The 18,991-nt window shown below is 69.5% G+C and carries 12 protein-coding genes, 1 pseudogene and 1 riboswitch; of the genes and pseudogenes, 8 read left to right on the forward strand and 5 right to left on the reverse strand.

The features are described from left to right. The first annotated feature begins 12 nt into the window (after nucleotides 1-12). The 4 genes from nuoL to recQ all read left to right on the forward strand — a co-directional run bounded on the left by nuoL (nucleotide 13) and on the right by recQ (nucleotide 7,555). Complete coding sequence (gene nuoL / locus OG390_RS30495) at nucleotides 13-1,926, forward strand: NADH-quinone oxidoreductase subunit L (RefSeq protein WP_406172652.1); 1,914 nt, start codon at nucleotides 13-15, stop codon at nucleotides 1,924-1,926. Between the two features lie 5 nt (nucleotides 1,927-1,931). Next, nucleotides 1,932-3,503, forward strand: coding sequence for an NADH-quinone oxidoreductase subunit M (locus OG390_RS30500; RefSeq protein WP_406172653.1), 1,572 nt, complete (start codon nucleotides 1,932-1,934; stop codon nucleotides 3,501-3,503). Continuing rightward, entirely contained in the window at nucleotides 3,500-5,149 is a 1,650-nt protein-coding gene (nuoN, locus tag OG390_RS30505; protein WP_406172654.1) for an NADH-quinone oxidoreductase subunit NuoN, read from the forward strand. The genes OG390_RS30500 and nuoN overlap by 4 nt, the downstream gene beginning before the upstream one ends. Nucleotides 5,150-5,554: 405 nt before the next feature. Further along, nucleotides 5,555-7,555: a DNA helicase RecQ gene (gene recQ / locus OG390_RS30510; RefSeq protein ID WP_406172655.1), complete on the forward strand. Its 2,001-nt coding sequence runs from the start codon at nucleotides 5,555-5,557 to the stop codon at nucleotides 7,553-7,555. Nucleotides 7,556-8,080: 525 nt separating this feature from the next. On the opposite strand, the gene fahA is transcribed toward recQ, so the two are convergent. Next, a complete protein-coding gene (gene fahA / locus OG390_RS30515; RefSeq protein ID WP_406177928.1) occupies nucleotides 8,081-9,295 on the reverse strand; it encodes a fumarylacetoacetase in 1,215 nt (404 codons plus the stop codon). A gap of 219 nt (nucleotides 9,296-9,514) precedes the next feature. Here fahA and OG390_RS30520 point away from each other — a divergent pair, with 219 nt between their 5' ends. The 3 genes from OG390_RS30520 to OG390_RS30530 all read left to right on the forward strand — a co-directional run bounded on the left by OG390_RS30520 (nucleotide 9,515) and on the right by OG390_RS30530 (nucleotide 13,177). Further along, entirely contained in the window at nucleotides 9,515-10,786 is a 1,272-nt protein-coding gene (locus OG390_RS30520) for an ATP-grasp domain-containing protein (protein WP_406172656.1), read from the forward strand. Between the two features lie 28 nt (nucleotides 10,787-10,814). Further along, nucleotides 10,815-12,029 carry an FAD-dependent oxidoreductase gene (locus OG390_RS30525; protein ID WP_406172657.1) on the forward strand — a complete coding sequence of 405 codons (1,215 nt, stop codon included), beginning with the start codon at nucleotides 10,815-10,817 and terminating at the stop codon, nucleotides 12,027-12,029. Between the two features lie 308 nt (nucleotides 12,030-12,337). Further along, nucleotides 12,338-13,177 carry an HAD family hydrolase gene (locus OG390_RS30530; protein WP_406172658.1) on the forward strand — a complete coding sequence of 280 codons (840 nt, stop codon included), beginning with the start codon at nucleotides 12,338-12,340 and terminating at the stop codon, nucleotides 13,175-13,177. On the opposite strand, the gene OG390_RS30535 is transcribed toward OG390_RS30530, so the two are convergent. The 4 genes and pseudogenes from OG390_RS30535 to OG390_RS30550 form a co-directional block, all read right to left on the reverse strand. After that, nucleotides 13,171-13,926 carry a transglycosylase SLT domain-containing protein gene (locus OG390_RS30535; protein WP_406172659.1) on the reverse strand — a complete coding sequence of 252 codons (756 nt, stop codon included), beginning with the start codon at nucleotides 13,924-13,926 and terminating at the stop codon, nucleotides 13,171-13,173. The two genes, OG390_RS30530 and OG390_RS30535, sit on opposite strands and share 7 nt — an antisense overlap. Before the next feature lie 3 nt (nucleotides 13,927-13,929). Beyond that, nucleotides 13,930-14,117, reverse strand: a riboswitch (cyclic di-AMP (ydaO/yuaA leader). A gap of 238 nt (nucleotides 14,118-14,355) precedes the next feature. Beyond that, entirely contained in the window at nucleotides 14,356-14,685 is a 330-nt protein-coding gene (locus OG390_RS30540) for a hypothetical protein (protein WP_406172660.1), read from the reverse strand. A 110-nt stretch (nucleotides 14,686-14,795) separates the two neighbouring features. Beyond that, the gene (locus OG390_RS30545) at nucleotides 14,796-16,793 is read right to left on the reverse strand and encodes a CocE/NonD family hydrolase (protein ID WP_406172661.1); all 1,998 of its coding nucleotides are present in this window, start codon (nucleotides 16,791-16,793) and stop codon (nucleotides 14,796-14,798) included. 127 nt (nucleotides 16,794-16,920) lie between these two features. Then, nucleotides 16,921-17,436 (reverse strand): annotated as a pseudogene (locus OG390_RS30550) (hypothetical protein); the annotation flags it as partial. Nucleotides 17,437-17,673: 237 nt separating this feature from the next. Between OG390_RS30550 and OG390_RS30555 the strand changes: the two are divergent. After that, nucleotides 17,674-18,684, forward strand: a complete 1,011-nt coding sequence (locus tag OG390_RS30555) for a polyprenyl synthetase family protein (RefSeq protein ID WP_399083857.1) — start codon at nucleotides 17,674-17,676, stop codon at nucleotides 18,682-18,684. Nucleotides 18,685-18,991: the final 307 nt, after the last annotated feature.

Consider the following 18,991-nt stretch of genomic DNA (forward strand, 5'->3'; position numbering starts at 1 on the left):
GGTCGCTGAATCGTGGAGAACCTGATTGCGCTGCTGGTAGCGGCGCCCCTGCTCGGAGCGGCCGTACTGCTGTGCGGCGGACGGCGCCTTGACGCCGTCGGCCACTGGATCGGTACGGCCCTCGCGGCCACCTCCTTCGTGATCGGCGTGGTGCTCTTCGCCGACATGCTGGGGAAGAACGCGGAGCACCGGGCCATCGGCCAACACTTGTACACCTGGATCTCGGTCGGCAGCTTCCGGGCCGACGTCTCCTTCCAGCTCGACCAGCTGTCGATGACGTTCGTGCTGCTGATCACCGGCGTCGGCTCGCTGATCCACCTGTACTCGGTCGGGTACATGGAGCACGACGAGCGCAGGCGCCGCTTCTTCGGCTATCTGAACCTGTTCCTCGCGGCGATGCTGCTGCTCGTCCTCGCCGACAACTACCTCCTGCTGTACGTCGGCTGGGAGGGCGTCGGTCTCGCCTCGTATCTGCTGATCGGCTTCTGGCAGCACAAGCCCAGCGCCGCCACCGCCGCGAAGAAGGCCTTCCTGGTCAACCGCGTCGGTGACATGGGGCTGTCGATCGCGATCATGCTGATGTTCACCACCTTCGGGACGTTCGCCTTCGGGCCGGTGCTCGGCACCGAGGAGCATCCGGGGCTGGTCGGAGGCGCCACGGAGGGCAAGCTCACCGCCATCGGCCTGATGCTTCTGCTCGCAGCCTGCGGCAAGTCGGCCCAGGTACCGCTGCAGTCCTGGCTCGGGGACGCGATGGAGGGTCCGACCCCGGTCTCGGCCCTCATCCACGCCGCGACCATGGTGACCGCGGGTGTGTATCTGATCGTCCGCTCGGCCACGATTTTCAATGCCGCGCCCGACGCGCAGCTCGTCGTCACCGTGGTCGGCGCCGTCACGCTCCTCTTCGGTGCGATCGTCGGTTGCGCGAAGGACGACATCAAGAAGGCGCTCGCCGGTTCGACCATGTCGCAGATCGGCTACATGGTGCTGGCGGCGGGCCTCGGCCCCATCGGCTACGTCTTCGCGATCATGCACCTGGTGACGCACGGCTTCTTCAAGGCCGGACTGTTCCTCGGCGCCGGCTCGGTCATGCACGGCATGAACGACGAGGTCGACATGCGCAAGTACGGGGGCCTTCGCAAGTACATGCCGGTCACCTTCGTCACCTTCGGCTTCGGCTACCTCGCCATCATCGGCTTCCCGGGCCTGTCCGGCTTCTTCTCCAAGGACAAGATCATCGAGGCGGCCTTCGCCAAGGGCGGCACCGAGGGCTGGATCCTCGGCGGCGCCGCCCTGCTGGGCGCCGCGATCACCGCGTACTACATGACACGCGTGATGATCCTGACCTTCTTCGGGGAGAAGCGCTGGCAGCCGGACGCGGATGGCCACGAGCCGCACCCGCACGAGTCGCCCAAGTCCATGACGATCCCCATGGTCGCGCTGGCCTTCGGATCGGTCTTCGCGGGCGGTTTCTTCAGCTTCGGCGATCGCTTCCTGCACTGGCTGGAGCCGGTCACCGGGCACTCGGAGGGCAACTCGCCCGTCAGCGCCCTCACGGTCACGCTGGCCACCATGGTGCTGCTTGTCGTCGGCGCCGGAATCGCGTACGCCCAGTACGGCCGTAACCCCGTTCCGGTCGTCGCCCCGCGCGGCTCCCTGCTCACCCGGGCCGCCCGGCGTGACCTGCTCCAGGACGACTTCAACCACGTCGTGCTGGTGCGCGGCGGAGAGCACCTCACGCGCTCCCTGGTGTACGTCGACCACACCCTGGTCGACGGGGTCGTCAACGGGACGGCGGCCTCGATGGGCGGCCTCTCCGGGCGGCTCCGCAAACTGCAGAACGGCTATGCGCGCAGTTACGCGGTCTCGATGTTCGGCGGTGCGGCGATCCTCGTCGCCGCGACCCTGCTGATGAGGGCGGTCTGATACCGATGTCCTTTCCTCTGCTGACAGCGACGGCGGCGCTCCCGGCCCTCGGGGCGATCGCCACGGCTGCTGTGCCGGCCGCGCAGCGCGTCGCCGCCAAGTGGCTGGCGCTGCTCGTCTCGCTCGGCACCCTGGTGCTCGCCGCCGTCATCCTGGTGCGTTTCGATCCCGGCGGCGACCGCTACCAGCTCACCGAATCCCACGCCTGGATCAAGGACTTCGGGGTGCGGTACGAGCTCGGGGTGGACGGCATCGCGGTGGCGCTCATCGCGCTCACGGCGCTGCTGATCCCCTTCGTGATCCTCGCGGGCTGGCACGACGCCGACCCGCACGAGACCGGAAGCAGGCGCTGGCGGCCGACCCAGGGTTTCTTCGCCCTGATCCTGGCCGTCGAGGCGATGGTGATCATCTCCTTCGAGGCCACCGACGTCTTCCTCTTCTACATCTTCTTCGAAGCCATGCTCATCCCGATGTACTTCCTCATCGGCGGCTTCGGGGACCGTGCCCACGAGCACGGCGACAAGGCGGCGGCGACGCAACGCACTTACGCCGCCGTGAAGTTCCTCCTCTACAACCTGGTCGGCGGTCTGATCATGCTGGCCGCGGTGATCGGTCTCTACGTGGTGGCCGGAAACTTCTCGCTCCCGGAGATCGTGCAGGCCCGCGCCAACGGTTCGCTGCACATGGCGACCAGCACGGAGCGGTGGCTCTTCCTGGGCTTCTTCTTCGCGTTCGCGGTGAAGGCGCCGCTGTGGCCGCTGCACACCTGGCTGCCCAACGCCATGGGTGAGGCCACCGCCCCGGTAGCCGTACTGATCACGGCAGTTGTCGACAAGGTCGGCACTTTCGCGATGCTCCGCTTCTGCCTCCAACTGTTCCCGGAGGCGTCGAAGTGGGCGACGCCCGTCATCCTCGTGCTGGCGCTCATCAGCATCATCTACGGGGCGCTGGTCGCGGTCGGCCAGCGCGATATCAAGCGGCTGGTCGCGTACGCGTCGATCTCCCACTTCGGCTTCATCGTCCTGGGCATCTTCGCGATGACCAGCCAGGGCCAGTCGGGCGCGACGCTCTACATGGTCAACCACGGGATCTCGACCGCCGCCCTGATGCTGGTGGCGGGCTTCCTGATCTCGCGGCGCGGTTCGCGTCTGATCGCCGACTACGGAGGGGTGCAGAAAGTCGCCCCGGTGCTCGCGGGCACCTTCCTGATCGGCGGCCTGGCGACCCTCTCGCTCCCCGGGCTCGCGCCCTTCGTGAGTGAATTCCTGGTCCTGGTCGGCACGTTCACGCGCTACCCGGCCGTCGGCATCATCGCCACCTTCGGCATCGTCCTCGCCGCGCTCTACACACTCGTCCTCTACCAGCGGACGATGACGGGCCCGGTGAAGGCGGAGGTCGCCGAGATGCCCGACCTCAGGGTGCGTGAGCTCCTGGTGGTCGCCCCGCTGATCGCACTGCTGATCTTCCTGGGCGTCTACCCGAAGCCGGTCACCGACATCGTCAATCCGGCGGTCAAGCAGACCATGTCCGACGTCCAGCAAAAGGACCCCAAGCCCGAGGTGGAGGCGGCCAAGTGAGCACAGCAGCCGTCCACAGCCTGTGGACAACGGCGACCGATCCGATTTCCAAGATCGACGCGCCGAAGATCGAATACGGGCAATTGTCGCCCACCTTGATCGTCATCGGCGCGGCGATCGTCGGGGTGTTGATCGAGGCGTTCCTGCCGCGCAAGTCGCGCTACTACGCCCAGGTATTCGTCTCCGTCGTCGCACTCGCGGCCGCGTTCGCCGCGGTCGTCGCGCTCGCGGCAGGCGGATACGGCACCACCAAGGCGCACATCGCGGCGATGGGCGCGATCGCGGTCGACGGCCCTTCCCTGTTCCTGCAGGGCACGATCCTGCTCGCGGGCATCCTCGGCGTATTCACCTTCGCCGAGCGGCGGCTCGACCCGGAGGCGCACGGCAATCGCGTCGATTCGTTCGCCGCGCAGGCCGCCTCCGTGCCCGGCAGTGACAGCGAGAAGGCCGCCGTGAAGGCAGGGTTCACCACCACTGAGGTGTTCCCGCTCCTGCTTTTCGCGATCGGCGGCATGCTGGTCTTCCCGTCGGCCAACGATCTGCTGACGCTGTTCATCGCCCTGGAAGTCTTCTCGCTGCCCCTGTATTTGTTGTGTGCCGTGGCCCGCCGCAAGCGGCTCATGTCGCAGGAGGCCGCGGTCAAGTACTTCCTGCTCGGCGCCTTCGCCTCCGCGTTCACGCTCTTCGGCATCGCCCTGCTCTACGGCTACGCGGGCTCGGTGTCGTACGCGACGATCGCGCAGGTCGTCGACGGCACGATCACGAATGTCGACCCGCCGCTGGCCGGCACCATGGGCAACGACGCGCTGCTGCTGATCGGCGCGGCCATGGTCGTCATGGGCCTGCTGTTCAAGGTCGGCGCGGTGCCGTTCCACATGTGGACGCCGGACGTCTACCAGGGCGCGCCGACACCGGTCACCGGCTTCATGGCGGCGGCGACGAAGGTGGCCGCCTTCGGCGCGCTGCTGCGTCTGCTGTACGTCGTCCTGCCGGGCCTGCGCTGGGACTGGCGGCCCGTCATGTGGGCCGTCGCGATCGTCACCATGCTGGGTGGTGCGATCGTCGCGATCACCCAGACCGACATCAAGCGGCTGCTGGCGTACTCGTCGATCGCCCACGCGGGCTTCATCCTCGCGGGTGTCATCGCGACCTCGCCCGACGGCGTCTCGTCCGTTCTCTTCTACCTGGGTGCGTACTCGTTCGTCACGATCGGCGCCTTCGCCGTCGTGACGCTCGTCCGGGACGCGGGCGGCGAGGCCACACACCTGTCCAAGTGGGCGGGGCTGGGACGCAGGTCCCCGCTGGTGGCGGCCGTGTTCGCGGTGTTCCTGCTGGCCTTCGCGGGCATCCCGCTGACCTCCGGTTTCGCCGGAAAGTTCGCCGTCTTCAAGGCGGCGGCGGAAGGCGGCGCGGGCCCGCTGGTCGTGGTCGGTGTGATCTCGTCGGCGATCGCGGCGTTCTTCTACATCCGAGTGATCGTGCTGATGTTCTTCAGCGAGCCGCGGCCGGAAGGGCCGACGGTGGCCGTGCCGTCGCCGCTGACCATGACGGCGATCGGGGTGGGTGTGGCGGTCACGCTGGTGCTGGGTGTGGCGCCCCAGTACTTCCTCGACCTCGCAGGCCAGGCGGGGGTCTTCGTCCGCTGAACCGCGCAGGTGCCGGGCCTCGCTCCCTCCTCGGGAGCGGGGCCCGCAGCACGTTCAGTGGGCGGAGTGTGTCGAGGGGGCTGTGTCGGCTGGGCACTTCACCGTGGGATTCCACCGGTCGAACAGGCCGTGGGGGTTGCCTTTGTAGAGCCAGCGTGCAGGTCGTAGTGGATCGGCATGGTGGCGGTGTGGCCGGGCATCGGTCCGCGGTCGCGAGGGGTCGCCATGCGGAAGGGGCCGACGGGCTGAACGCCGACAGGGCGTGTCCGTGGCAGCGCGAGGGGCCGGGCGCCGGTGCGTACCGAAGCCGTCCGGTTGCAGCCTGTGGATAACTCTGAGGCTGTCGGTGCGGGGCCCTATGGTGGCTGTCGTGGGCGAAGCACGACATACGGGGGACGACGGGCGATGAGCGGGATGGGCGGGGCAGGTGCGATGACCGGAGCGGACACGACGGAGACACTGGGCGACAGCGAGGCACTGGCCACGCTCCACCGGGTCTTCGGGTACGACGCCTTCCGCGGCGAGCAGGAAGCGATCATCGAGCATGTGGTGACGGGCGGTGACGCCGTCGTCCTGATGCCGACGGGTGGCGGCAAGTCGCTCTGCTACCAGATTCCCGCGCTGGTCAGACCGGGCACGGGCGTCGTGGTCTCCCCGCTTATCGCGCTGATGCAGGACCAGGTGGACGCGCTGCGCGCGCTGGGCGTGCGCGCCGGGTTCATGAACTCCACGCAGGACTTCGACGAGCGGCGGGTGGTGGAGGCGGAGTTCCTGGCAGGGGAGCTGGACCTGCTCTACCTGGCCCCGGAGCGGCTCCGTCTGGACACGACGCTGGACCTGCTGTCGCGCGCGAAGATCTCCGTCTTCGCCATCGACGAGGCGCACTGCGTGGCCCAGTGGGGCCACGACTTCCGCCCAGATTATCTGGCGCTGTCGCTGCTGGGTGAGCGCTGGCCCGAGGTTCCGCGGATCGCGCTGACGGCCACGGCCACTCGCGCGACGCACAAGGAGATCACCCAGCGCCTCGGCATGCCGAAGGCCCGGCACTTCGAGGCGAGCTTCGACCGCCCCAACATCCAGTACCGGGTCGTCCCGAAGGCCGACCCCAAGAAGCAGCTGCTGTCCTTCCTGCGCGAGGAGCACGCGGGCGACGCGGGCATCGTGTACTGCCTCTCGCGCAACTCGGTGGAGAAGACGTCCGAGTTCCTCTCCCGCAACGGCATCGAGGCAGTTCCGTACCACGCGGGGCTGGACGCGGGCACCCGTGCGGCCCACCAGTCGCGCTTCCTGCGCGAAGAGGGACTGGTCGTGGTCGCCACCATCGCCTTCGGCATGGGCATCGACAAGCCGGACGTGCGGTTCGTCGCCCACCTCGACCTGCCGAAGTCCGTCGAGGGCTACTACCAGGAGACGGGCCGTGCGGGCCGTGACGGACTGCCGTCCACGGCATGGATGGCGTACGGCCTTCAGGACGTGGTCCAGCAGCGCAAGCTGATCCAGGGCTCGGAAGGCGACGAGGCGTTCCGCCGCCGGGCGGCCGCCCATCTGGACTCGATGCTCGCGCTGTGCGAGACGGCCCAGTGCCGGCGCTCCCAGCTCCTGGCCTACTTCGGCCAGGACCCGCACACCCCCGCGTGCGGCAACTGCGACACGTGTCTGACACCGCCCGAGACCTGGGACGGCACGGTCGCGGCGCAGAAGGTGCTGTCCACGGTGGTGCGGCTGCAGCGTGAGCGGGGACAGAAGTTCGGCGCGGTCCAGATCGTCGACATCCTGCTGGGTCGCCGGACCGCCAAGGTGATCCAGTTCGACCACGATCAGCTGTCCGTCTTCGGCATCGGAGAGGAGCTGTCCGAATCCGAATGGCGGGGTGTTGTACGGCAGTTGCTCGCCCAGGGGCTGCTCGCGGTCGAGGGCGAGTACGGGACGCTGGTGCTGACCGAGGCCAGTGGGACGGTGCTGCGGCGCGAGCACGAGGTGCCGTTGCGCAAGGAGCCGCCGAAGCCGGTGACCTCCCGGTCGGGGTCCGGCTCGGGCTCGGGCCGGGGCGAGCGCAAACCCAAGGGCCCTGTGGCCGAACTGCCTCCCGAGGTCGTCCCCGCCTTCGAAGCCCTGCGCTCCTGGCGCGCCGAACAGGCCCGCGAGCAGGGCGTCCCCGCGTATGTCATCTTCCACGACGCCACACTCCGGGAGATCGCCGCGGTGGGGCCCACCTCGGTGGCCGAACTGGGCACCATCAGCGGCGTGGGAGAGAAGAAGCTGGCGACGTATGGGGAAGGGGTGCTGGGGGTGCTTGCCGGACTGGGCGGCGCTCCCGGGGCGACTCCGGCTCCGGCGACCGGCGAGGCACCGGATCCGGACTGGCCCGAGATGGACGCGGAACCGGAGCCGGAGGACTGGATATAGGGGCGCGGCATCCCCCTGGGCGCCGGTGCCCTCGCAGCGCCGCGCAAGGGCGCTCGGCATCGCTTTCGGCGTGAGGGTGGGGTGTGCAGCCCGACGCTTGAGAGGTGCCGCTGCGCCCACCGGTGCCGACGCGGCGGCACCATTGCCCGCAGCGACGACGGCGACGGTCAGAGCGCCCGCGGCGCATACGCCCTGACGTCCGTACCGGCACGGACCCTTCCGTGCGTGGGCGGCTGCGGGCGCGTGGGGGCCAGGGCCCCGGCGTCACCCGGGCTTGTGGGTGTTGAGGTCCTGGCGTCTCGCGGATCTGTGGGTGTTGAGGTCCTGCGTCTCCTGGACCCGTGAGCGCTCAGACCCTGGCGTCTCCCGGATCCGTTGACGCTCAGACCTCGGCGTCTACTGCACCCGTGGGGGCTGAGACCCCGGCACCCCCGTACCGCGGGGCTCGGGCCGGGGCCCAGCGCTTCCCGTGCGCCGCCGCGATGACCGCCCTGTTGGCCCCCAGGCGTCGAGGCTGTGTCCTCTTCAGGCGCCCGGTGTGATTCGACCCGTCACCTCGCCGAGGCCTACTCGCGTGCCGCCCGGCCCTGGAGCCCACGCCGTCAGGGTGACCTCGTCGCCGTCCTCCAGGAAGGTGCGCTTGGTGTCGGGGAGGGCGAGGGTGTCGCGGCCGTTCCAGGTGAGTTCGAGGAGGGAACCGCGTTCGGTCTCGGCGGGACCGCTGACGGTGCCGGAGCCGTACAGGTCGCCGGTGCGCAGGGAGGCGCCGTTGACCGTCATGTGGGTCAGCTGCTGTGCGGCGGTCCAGTACATGGTGGAGAAGGGGGGTTCGGAGACTACGTGGCCGTTGATCGCGACGGAGATGCGGAGGTCGTAGCCGCCGGGGTCTTCGGAGGAGTCGTCGAGGTAAGGGAGCAGGGGGTGTGTGCGGGCCGGGGGCGCCACCCGGGCGTCTTCGAGTGCGTCGAGCGGGGTGATCCACGCCGACACCGATGTGGCGAAGGACTTGCCGAGGAAGGGGCCGAGGGGGACGTACTCCCATGCCTGGATGTCGCGGGCCGACCAGTCGTTGAGGAGGCAGAGGCCGAAGACGTGGTCGCGGAAGGCGGAGAGGGGCACGGGGGAGCCCATGGGCGAAGGGGTGCCGACCACGAAGCCGACCTCCGCCTCGATGTCCAGGCGGAGGGAAGGGCCGAAGGTGGGAGCGGTGTCGGAGGGAGGCTTGCGCTGGCCCGACGGGCGGACCACCTCAGTGCCGGACACCACCACCGTGCCGGAGCGGCCGTGGTAGCCGATCGGCAGGTGCTTCCAGTTGGGGGTGAGGGAGTCGGCGGCGTCGGGACGGAAGATCTGGCCGACGTTCCGGGCGTGGTTCTCGGAGGCGTAGAAGTCGACGTAGTCCGCCACCTCGAAGGGGAGGTGCAGGGTCACCTCGGAGAGGGGGTGGAGGTGGGGTGCGAGGGTCTCCCGGTGGGCCGGGACCGTCACCCAGGCCGTGAGCGCGCGCCGTACGTCGGACCAGGCGGTGCGGCCCGCCGCGAGCAGCGGGTTCAGGGTCGGCTGCGCCAGCAGCTCGGCGTACGGGGAGCCGAGAGCGCGGGCCGCCGCGCCCGCGTCGAGTACGTGGTCGCCGAGCCGGACGCCGACGGTTCGCTCGGACGAGCCCACCCGGCTGAAGACGCCGTACGGAAGGTTGTGCGGGCCGAAGGGATCGCCCTCGGGGACATCGAAGGGGGGCATCGGGTGCTGCCTCACTTTCGGATTTGTACTCGCCATGTGATTCATGTGTTCCATGTGGTCGGGGCACACGTTACGGGGGAGTGACCATGCTGTGGCAGTGCCTAAAGAGTTTGCAATGTCCGAATTGGTCTTGTCGGACGTGGCAATTCCGGCTTAGCGTCCCTTTGGGGACACGGACGGGGTGGGTCCGGTCCGTAGGGGGGACGCGTGGGGGGACCCGTGGCCAGGAACTCCAGCAGTGTGCCGGTCGACGCCGACCGGGAGGTTCCGGGCCTCATCGTGAAGTTCGGCGACTACCCGCTGCACCACGGTGGGGTGGGCGCCATCCGCAGTCTGGGCCGGCTCGGCATACCGATGTATGCGATCACCGAGGACCGTTACACGCCCGCTGCGGCCTCGCGCTATCTGCGGCGTGCCTTCGTCTGGCCGACCACCGGGACGGAGGAACCGGAGCGGCTCGTCGAGGGGTTACTGCGGATCGGGCGGCGGATCGGGCGGCCGACGGTGCTCGTCCCGACGGACGAAGAGGCCGCCGTGCTGATCGCCGAGCACCAGGACGAGTTGGGGAACCGCTTTCTCTTTCCGCGCGTCGACGCCAAGCTGCCGCGCCGCCTCGCCAGCAAGCAGGGGCTGCACGAACTGTGCGCGGAACACGGCATCCCCAGCCCGCAGGCGGCCTTTCCCCAGTCGTACGAGGAGATCGTCGCGTTCGCCGAGAGCGCCCGCTTCCCGCTCGTCGCCAAGAACCGCGAGGCGTTCGTGCGTCGCAGCCGGCCTGCGGTGAACGGGACGACGCGGATCGCGACCCGCGAGGGGCTGCTGACGCTCGCCCGGGACTGGGGCGCGCAACCGGGTGTGATCCTCCAGGAGTACCTGCCGAGGGAGGAGGCCGAGGACTGGATCGTGCACGCGTACTTCGCCGCGGACTCGACGCCGCTCGCGATGTTCACGGGCGTGAAAGTCCGCTCCTGGCCGCCGCACGCGGGAATGACGGCGAATGCGTACGTCGTCGACAATCCGGAACTCGCGGACCTCGCCGCGCGTTTCATCAAACAGATCGGCTTCAGCGGCGTCATCGACCTCGACCTGCGCTTCGACCGGCGCGACGGACAGTACAAGCTCCTTGACTTCAACCCGCGGATGGGCGCGCAGTTCCGGCTCTTCGAGAACGAGTCGGGGATCGACGTCGTCCGTGCCATGCATCTGGATCTGACCGGGCGCACCGTTCCAGAGGGGGAACAGCGGGCCGGTCACCGCTACATCGTGGAGAACATCGACCTGCCGGCCCTGCTCGCCTACCGGCGCAGCGGCTATACGACACCGCACGCGCCGGCTCGCGCGAGCGGTACGGAGCTGGCGTGGCTCGCGGGTGACGACCTGCGGCCGTTCTTCACGATGCTCGCGCGTTTCGTGCGGCCGGGCGCGAAGCATCTGTATCAGCTGTGGCGGACCAACCGCCGTGGCAGCACCAACAGTTCCACCGCGAAGTAGACGTAGTACGTCCTGGGGAGGGGACTTCGTGATTCATCCGGTAGCAGTCATTGGTGCCGGGCCATTCGGCCTGTCCACCGCCGCCCATCTGCGGGCGCGCGGTGTCCCGGTGCGTGTCTTCGGCGAGCCCATGGTGAGCTGGCGCGATCACATGCCCGAGGGGATGCTCCTCAAGTCGACCCCGGTCGCCTCCAGCGTCGACGCCCCGCAGCGCGGGCACACGCTCGTCGACTACTGCGACGCGGCGGGGATACCGCGGCTGGTCACGGACGAGGACATCATCCCGGTCGAGACGTTCATCGCGTACGGGGAGTGGTTCCAGCAGAAGCTGGTGCCCGAGCTGGAGCGGGTGCGGGTCGTCTCGGTCGACCGCAAGGACGGCCGTAATGGCTCCGGCGGCTTCGAACTCAAGCTGGGTTCAGGGGAGTTGTTCACGGCGCGGGCGGTCGTGGTGGCCACCGGTCTGTCCGGACTCGCCCATCTGCCCGCCGAACTCGCGGCAGCGGCGGCCGACGGACCCACCCCCACGGGCCCTGTCTCCCACAGCTCCCAGAACCATGACCTGACCCGGTTCTCGGGCAAGGAGCTCATCGTCGTCGGCGCGGGCCAGTCCGCGCTGGAGACGGCCGCGCTCGCGGCGGAGGCGGGAGCGCAGGTGCGGGTGGTGTCCCGTGGCAAGGGCGCCGTCGACTTCGGCGCACCCCCGTGGCAGCAGCCCAGGCTGCGTCCCGAGTCACCCTTCGGTCGCGCCTGGTCCCTGTGGGCACTGAGCTACTACCCGCAGCCCTACCGCTATCTGCCCGCGCAGGCCCGGCACTACCTCGTCCGCCGTGTGCTCGGTCCGCTCGGCGCCTGGTGGCTGCGCGACCGCTTCGAGGGCAAGGTCGATGTCCGCGAGGTGTCCCGGATCGTCCGCGCGGACGCCCGCGGTGGCCACCCCGTCCTCTCCGTCCAGACCCACGGCGGCCGGACCGAGGAGCTGTCCGCCGACCACGTCATTGCCGCGACCGGCTATCGCGTCGACATCGCCTCGATGGACTTCCTCGGACACGAGCTCCGTACCGAGCTCGCGGTCAGCCGGGGGACGCCGAAACTCGGCGCGGGGTATCGGTCGTCCGTGCCCGGGTTGTACTTCACGGGGTTGCCGGCGGCGGCCTCGTACGGGACGGTGATGCGGTTCGTGTGCGGGACGGAGTTCGCTTCACCGCGGCTGGCCAAGCACTTGGTGGCTGCGCACGGGTGAGTCGGGGGCAGGGGGCGCCCTTGCCGATGGGTGCGCCCCCTGACCGTCGCATCACATCGGTGCGGCTCGGGGCCCTCGTCCCGCCCGCGGCTCGCGGCAGGCCAACTCCGCATCTTGGAACGGCCGTTGGACGTCGACATGGTGGCCTGCGTCGGTGTGGACGGGAGTGGAACACCCACGGCCGGTACGGCCGATAAGGCCCGTACCGCCCATACCGTCCGTGCGGTGAACGGCGTTGCTGACGGGATACCGGACGTCGTCCGGTTCACGCCGGGCCGATGAGACGTTCGATCCGTATTCTTCGGATCATGGCCGCTCCGACTGCATATTCACTCATCGCCACTGACCTGGACGGAACGCTGCTGCGCGGCGACGACACACTCTCCGACCGGTCGCGCGCCGCGTTGGCGAGAGCCACGGCCGAGGGTGCCCAGCATCTGGTGGTGACGGGACGGCCGGCGCCGAGGGTCCGACCGCTGCTGGACGAACTCGGCGGCCAGGGACTGGCGGTGTGCGGGCAGGGGGCGCAGTTGTACGACGCCGGGGCGCACCGTCTGCTGTGGTCGGTGACCCTGGACAGGGAGCTGGCGGAAACCGCGCTCGGCAAGATCGAAGCGGAGGTCGGGCTGCTCTACGCGGCGGTGGACCAGGACGGTGTGGACGGCCTGACGCTCATCGAGCCGGGATATGTCATGCCGCATCCGACGCTGCCGGCCGTGCGGGTGCCGCGCCGCGACGACCTCTGGTCGGAGCCCATCAGCAAGGTGCTGCTCCGTCACCCTTCGCTGTCCGACGACGAGTTGGCGTCGGCGGCGCGGGGAGTGGTCGGTTCGCTGGCGACGGTCACCATGTCGGGGCCGGGTACCGTCGAACTCCAGCCATGCGGCGTGACCAAGGCGACGGGGCTCGCCCTCGCCGCCGCCCACCTCGGTCTCAGCCCCGCCACCACCCTCGCCTTCGGCGACATGCCCAACGACATCCCCATGTTCGACTGGGCCGCCCATGGCGTCGCCATGGCCAACGCCCACCCGGAGCTGAAGACGGTGGCCGACGAGGTGACCCTGTCGAACGAGGAGGATGGGATCGCGGTGGTGCTGGAGCGGCTCTTCGGGGCCCAGGGGAGGGCCCGCGAGAGCGTGGCTCAGTAGGCGCCGTTGACGTTGTCGATCGAGCCGTACTTCGCCGCCGCGTAGTTGCAGGCGGCCGTGATGTTCGCGACCGGGTCGTAGGGGTCCATCGAGGTGCCGGGGACGTGGTACGCCTTGAAGGTCGGGTCGATGACCTGGAGGAGGCCCTTGGACGGGATGCCGGCAGCGGCGTTGGAGTCCCAGTTGTTGATGGCTCGGGGGTTGCCGGAGGACTCGCGCATGACGTTGCGGTGGATGCCGTTGTAGGTGCCTGGAATGTGCGCCTTGCCCATGATGTCCAGTGACTGCTTGATCCAGCCGTCCAGATTGTTGGCGTATGTCTTCGTGGAGGCGGGGGCGGCCGGCGTCGCGGACGTGGTGCTCGCCTTGGGCGCCGAGCCCAGCTTCACGGTCTTCGTGCCCACCGTCAGCGTCAGGCCCGGGGGGAGGATCGCCGGGTTCGCACCGATCACCGCGCGGTTGGCGTCGTACAGCTTCTGCCAGCCGCCGCTCTGCGGGTACTTCTGCGCGATCTTGGACAGGGTGTCGCCCGCGACCACCTTGTAGGTGACGAGCTGGACGTCGGAGATCGTGACTGTGGCGGCCTTTGTGGCCTGCGTCACCTGCGTCACCTGCGTCGGCTGGGCGGCGTGCGCGCCGGTCGCGCACACAAGGGGGAGTGTGAGCGCGACTCCGCCCGTGCCTGCGGCGATCATGCTGCGGATGAGCGGGTTGGGCTTGGGGTGGCAGTGCTGGCCTCGTGCGGGCATGACGACCTTCCTCTCCGGCGCCTGCGAGGTGAGCTGTCGGGTTCGGGCGGGAGGTGCCCGGCCGCGTGGGGGCGCGGCTTTACCCCAAGCCGTTCCGGTGTCCGGATCGGCGGCTTACCTGGGTCCCCCGCTCCTGCCGTGCGTGGGTGGGTGGGTTTCCGAGCGGCGGCAGGATTCGGCGATCCGCTCGGATCGGGGCGAACGTATGCGAGAGCACATGTCGGGAACAAGCCCCGAATTCATGGCTCTGTCCGCTTTAACCTCGAAAAAGGAAGGGATGAAATGCCCGATTATTGCGGAATGTGATCCTCAACTTGCCTTTCGCGAAGGGGGAATCGAGGTCAGGAGGTGTGACGCCGGGGCAAGTCGGACGTGACTCAATTCACGCGACCAAGGCGCATCAAAGCGGCAATGCTTTTAATTCGGACATTACGCTTCGAGAGTCCAGGCCGGGGAATGCCGGTGAGGAGCCGGGCGCACTTCCCACACGCAGAGGCCCGTGTCGCGGTCGTCGTCGGGGAGGCGGCCCGCGTTGGGCTTGAAGTAGAGGCCGTAGTCCCAGTATTCGGGGAGTTCGTGGCACATCAGGTCGGGGTACGGCCCGAACTTCCGTCCCTGGTATGCCCAGTTGATCCTCGCGACGGCTTCCGCCCGTGAGATCCCGAAGCGCGTGACCATCTCGTGGGCCATCTCGCGGAAGTACGCGAGCATGCCCTCGTCGAGGTCCATCAGGAATTCCTCGGTCCGTGTCTGCGCCATGGGCTCAGGGTTCCCTACGGCGCCCCGGCCCTCTAGAGCCTGTCGTCGAACTCCCGTCGTCCGCCCGGAGGGCGGGCGCCGCGGGGCAGGCGGGAGTTCGACGGCAGGGCCTAGCCCGCCGTTCGGGGGATCCGCTTCTCCCAGGTGCGGTGGAAGACCACCTCGTCGCCGTCCTTGCAGATGACCTCGTTGGAGGTGATGAAGTCCTCCGCGTCACAGGTGATTTCGGAGGTCGTCGAGATACGCGCGTCCCAGGGCAGGTCCGGGCGGTGCAGGCGGATCGACCACGTCGAGCGGGCGCGAGCGGAGAGGGGGTGGAAGTCGTTGATGGTGTACGTCTCCAGCGCGTTCTCGGTGAATTCGAGGCCGTCGGGGTAGACGCGGGTGCCGCCGTAACGTGGGTCGACCTCCAGGCGCCAGGCGCTGGCGGCCACGTCGCGAACCACCAGGCGTTCCGGGCGGGGTTCGTCCAGCGTCGTCGGGACGATGACCCCGAGCGGTTCGGACTGCTCCGGTTCCTCGAACGTGATGGAGGGCGTCGACTCCCGTGTCCTTACCGGGAGTTCCAGCAGGCTGCCCGTCGGGTCCAGGGTGAAACCGACCTCCGAGCCCGGCTGCGGCCAGATCCAGGGCCAGTACGCGGAGGAGACGGCGAGGCGGATGCGATGGCCCGGCGGGAACGCGTAGCCGATGCCGTTCAGGTCGAAAACCACCTCCTCCGTAGCACCAGGCTTCCAGGGAATTGCCTGTTCGCGGCCATGACGCTTTGCCAGGTTCAGTACACCCCGGGTGACGAGTGTCGAGGCTCCGTGGGGGGCCACATCACACAGGCGGGCGATCACCTGACCCCGGGGAACCGAGGACGTCAGCCGCAGCCGGACTCTCGGACGGCCCAGAACCCAGGTCTCCTCCGGTACTTCGAATTCGAAGCAGGCGGATCTCGCGTCCTCCTCCCGTTGGTCCGGGGGCAGGTCCGCGTCGTTCCCGAGAGGGAAGAAGCGGCCCGCGTCCGCCCCCGTGTGCTGGGGAGAGCGGATCACCACCGGGTCGCCCTGGAGGGCGTACGAGACAGGGGTGACGGAGGGGGAGGGCCAGGCCGGGTCGCCCACCCAGCGGCCGGGGAGCTCCGGGTACATCGTCGCCGGGAGGTGCGCGTCCATCACGTACGAGCGCAGGACGGGGGTGGACAGGGCGCCCGTGTCCTTGTCCCGGAGCCAGAGGTCCCACCAGCGCAGGGTCTCCTGGAGGAAACCGATCGCCGGGCCGGGCGGCAGGCCGCGGTCGGGGTACTGGTGCGACCAGGGACCGATCAGGCCGCGTACGCGATCTCGCGGAAGGTGTTCCACCAGCCGCAGCACCGTGTCGCGGTACGGGTCGTGCCAGCCGCCGACCGCGAGGACCGCCGCCCGGATCGCGCCATAGTCCTCGCGGACGCTGCCGTGCCGCCAGTACGCGTCCCGGGTCTGGTGGGACAGCCAGGTATGGATGAGCGGGTCCACCGCCTGCAGGCGTTTCACCCACATGTCGCGCCACATCACCTGGCCCACGTGCACCGGGTCGGGCGGGCGGGAGGCGAAGGCGAGCATGGTGGCCGCCCAGGCGTGCATGTCGACGGCGAGGACGGAACCTCCCATGTAGTGCACGTCGTTGTCATAGCGATCGTCCGTCGAGCAGACCGTGACGATCGCCTTGAGCGGCTCGGGTGCGAGGGCCGCGATCCGGAGGGAGTTGAAGCCGCCCCAGGAGATACCGAACATGCCGACCTTGCCGGTGCACCAGGGCTGGGACGCGAGCCAGTTGACGACCTCCACCCCGTCGGCCAGCTCCACCTCCGAGTACTCGTCCGTCGGCAGCCCCTCCGAGTTGCCGTGGCCGCGGACGTCCACCCGGACCGAGGCGTAGCCGTGGCCTGCGTACCAGGGATGGCGTTGCCAGTCGCGGGGCGCGGTCCAGTCCGTGAGGCGGCACGGGAGGTATTCGAGGAGGACGGGCACGGGCTCGTCGGTCAGCGGGCGCCAGACGCGGGCGTAGAGGCGGGTGCCGTCCGGAAGCGGGATCCAGAGGTCTTCGTGAGTGGTCTCGTACGGGAAGGACGTACGGATGTGCATGAGTGTCACCCCAGTGGCTTCAGTGGACCGGGTGCATCGTGCTGCGCGGCCAGGGGGCGAGGGCCGTCACGGCCGGGCCCGAGGCGTTGGCGATCGTGCCGTTCACGCCGAAGCGCGCTGTCGGCCGTCCGGCGGCGGCGCGGAGCACCGCGAGTGCGGCGGCCGCCGGCAGCCCCAGGACGATCGGGCGGACCGCGCGGCGCATCGTGCCGGGCCCGAGGGCGGGCTCCGCCGCGTGTCCGCGTCCGGCCGGGTGACGGCGGCCCGCCACGCACGGGGGGAGACCGAACATCATTCCGATGGCCGCCGCCGAGAATCCCCCGTCGTCGTCGGTGAGCCGGCCGCCGGCGACCGAGGCCAGGTGGGTGAGCGTTCCGTACGCCGCCGACACGGGCGCCGTCGTGCCCGTGCCCACGCTCATGCCGCCGTGGGTGACGGTGGCGCAGAGGCAGAGAATCAGGATCGGGATCGCCTGCATGCCGAGGAACGAGAGGCGCTCCGGGACCTTCGGGCCGGAGAGGGCCGGCAGGCCCCTGGGCCCGCCGAAGAAGGCCTGGTCGTCACCCGGCGGCTCCCGGCTGCCGGGGGCGTTCTCGACGGCGCTTCGGGACACGGTGGGGTCCCTCCGGATGGGGCGTGGCATGTCCGGTCGTATCAGCTGATCAAGAACATACCGCCCGTAATCCGATATCGCCCGGGCGAGCGGGGTACCTGCTGCTGGAGCGAAGTCGGGCGGGGGGACGGTGGGCGCTCGTGGTGATCGAAACGTGACCGGATACGCTGACTTGAGTGATGGCAGCGACACATCGACAAACCGTGTCATCGACCGAATGATCGACCGAGTTCGCCATGTGATCGTCAGCAGACAGGAGAACCTCTCGTGACCGTCGTCGGGCCGTTCGGGCTGAGCGTGCGGGACCAGGCTCTCGAAGCCGATGTCCAGGCCGGATTGGCGGCTGTGGAGGAGGGCTTGCTCGAAGTCACCAAGAGCGAGGTCCCCTTCATTACGGAGGCCGCGCAGCATCTCCTCCGGGCCGGTGGCAAGCGGTTCCGTCCGCTGCTCGTGATGCTCGCCGCGCAGTTCGGTGATCCGTACGCGCCAGGTATCGTGCCCTCCGCCGTGGTCGTCGAGCTGACCCATCTCGCCACGCTGTACCACGACGACGTGATGGACGAGGCGGACGCGCGACGCGGGGTGCCCAGCGCGAACACCCGCTGGGGCAACTCGGTGGCCGTCCTCACCGGTGACTTCCTCTTCGCGCGCGCCTCGCACACCCTGGCCGACCTCGGGCCCGAGGCCGTCCGGATCCAGGCCGAGGCGTTCGAACGGCTCGTGACCGGGCAGATCCTGGAGACCGCGGGGCCGCGCGACGGGCGCGACCCGGTCGACCACTACCTGGACGTGCTCAGCGGGAAGACCGGCTCGCTGGTCGCCGTCGCGTGCCGGTTCGGGGCGATGATGTCGGGGGCCGACGAGACGGTCGTGGACGTGTTGACGCAGTACGGGGAGCGGCTGGGTGTCGCCTTCCAGCTCGCGGACGACGTGCTGGACATCGCGTCCGACTCGCACGAGTCCGGGAAGACGCCGGGGACGGATCTGCGCGAGGGGATTCCTACGCTGCCCGTGCTGCGGCTCCGGGAGCGGGCGGAGCGGCTGGGTCTCGCCGAGGACATCGCGCTGTGCGAGCTGCTCGACTCCGACCTGACGGATGACGCCCGACACGCCGAGGCGCTCTCCCGGCTGCGGGTCCACCCTGCGCTGGAGCAGGCTCGGCGGGACACCGTGCGGTACGCGGAGGATGCGCGGGCCGCGCTGGCTCCGCTTCGGGAGTGTGATGCGAAGGCCGCGCTGACGGAGCTTGTCGACGCGGTGGTGCACCGGGCCGGGTGAGGTCTGCGTTCCGGGTGCCCGGCGGTGGGGTTGCCGTCGGGGTGGGGCGCGCGGCCCGCTGCTGTACGGGGTGCCGCTGTGCCCACCTGTGCCGCCCCGGCAGCACGATTGCCCACAACTGGGACGGCTGACGGCACCCGGCGCCCTGGCACCCGGCACCCGGCGCCCTGGCACCCGGCACCCGGCGCCCTGGCACCCGGCGTCCTGGCACCCGGCACCCGGCGTCCTGGCACCCGGCGCCCCGGCACCCGGCGCCCCGGCACCCGGCGCCCTGGCACCCGGCGCGCATGTCTACTGCTGCGGCGGC

It is taken from the genome of Streptomyces sp. NBC_00996 (genome assembly GCF_045162675.1).
Taxonomy (GTDB): domain Bacteria; phylum Actinomycetota; class Actinomycetes; order Streptomycetales; family Streptomycetaceae; genus Streptomyces.